The organism is Pontibacter rugosus (genome assembly GCF_042678745.1).
Lineage (GTDB): Bacteria > Bacteroidota > Bacteroidia > Cytophagales > Hymenobacteraceae > Pontibacter > Pontibacter rugosus.
On record NZ_JBHTLD010000500.1, the window covers coordinates 1 to 641 of the forward strand.

1 protein-coding gene is annotated in these 641 nt (G+C 59.3%); it reads left to right on the plus strand.

Features of this window, described 5'->3' with window-relative positions; genetic code table 11:
• The coding region (locus tag ACFQ2O_RS22130; RefSeq protein WP_377533172.1) for an IS982 family transposase at positions 1 to 631 on the plus strand (631 nt) is incomplete at its 5' end.
• Positions 632 to 641: the final 10 nt, after the last annotated feature.

Sequence of the window (641 nt, forward strand, 5' to 3'; positions counted from 1 at the left end):
GCAGTTCCTCTCCCTCTCCAGGCAGGCCTGCTTCCACGCCTTCCTGCTGGCCCAGTGCCGGTGTAGCCTCTCGGAGAGGACCGACCACTACTACATCGACTCCAGGAAGCTGCCCGTCTGCGACAACCTCCGCATTCATCAGCACAAGGTCTTTGAGGGGGTAGCGGCGCGGGGGAAAGGCTCCACCGGCTGGTTTTACGGCCTCAAGCTGCACCTGGTCATCAACCAGCACGGGGAGCTGGCGCGCCTGCTGGTAACACCGGCCAACGTGGCCGACAACAACCACCAGGTGCTGGGCCACCTGCTCGAGGGGCTGCAGGGCAAGTGCTACGGGGACAGGGGCTATCTCTCCTCTCTGGTGGAGGAACTGCTGGAGAAGGGCCTGCACTTGGTGGCCAGGATAAGGAAGAACATGAAAAACACGCTCCTCACGCTCAAAGACAAGCTCAACCTGTTGAAGAGAGGAGGCATAGAGGCCGTCAATGACATCCTGATGAGTGTCTGCGACATCGACCACACCCGCCACCGAAACCCGCTCAACGCCCTGGTCCATATCCTCTCAGGACTGACAGCCTACACCTTTCTAGACCACAAAAACAAAAGGTTCAACCCCGCCAGAACGCTGGCTTAATTACCGAGTT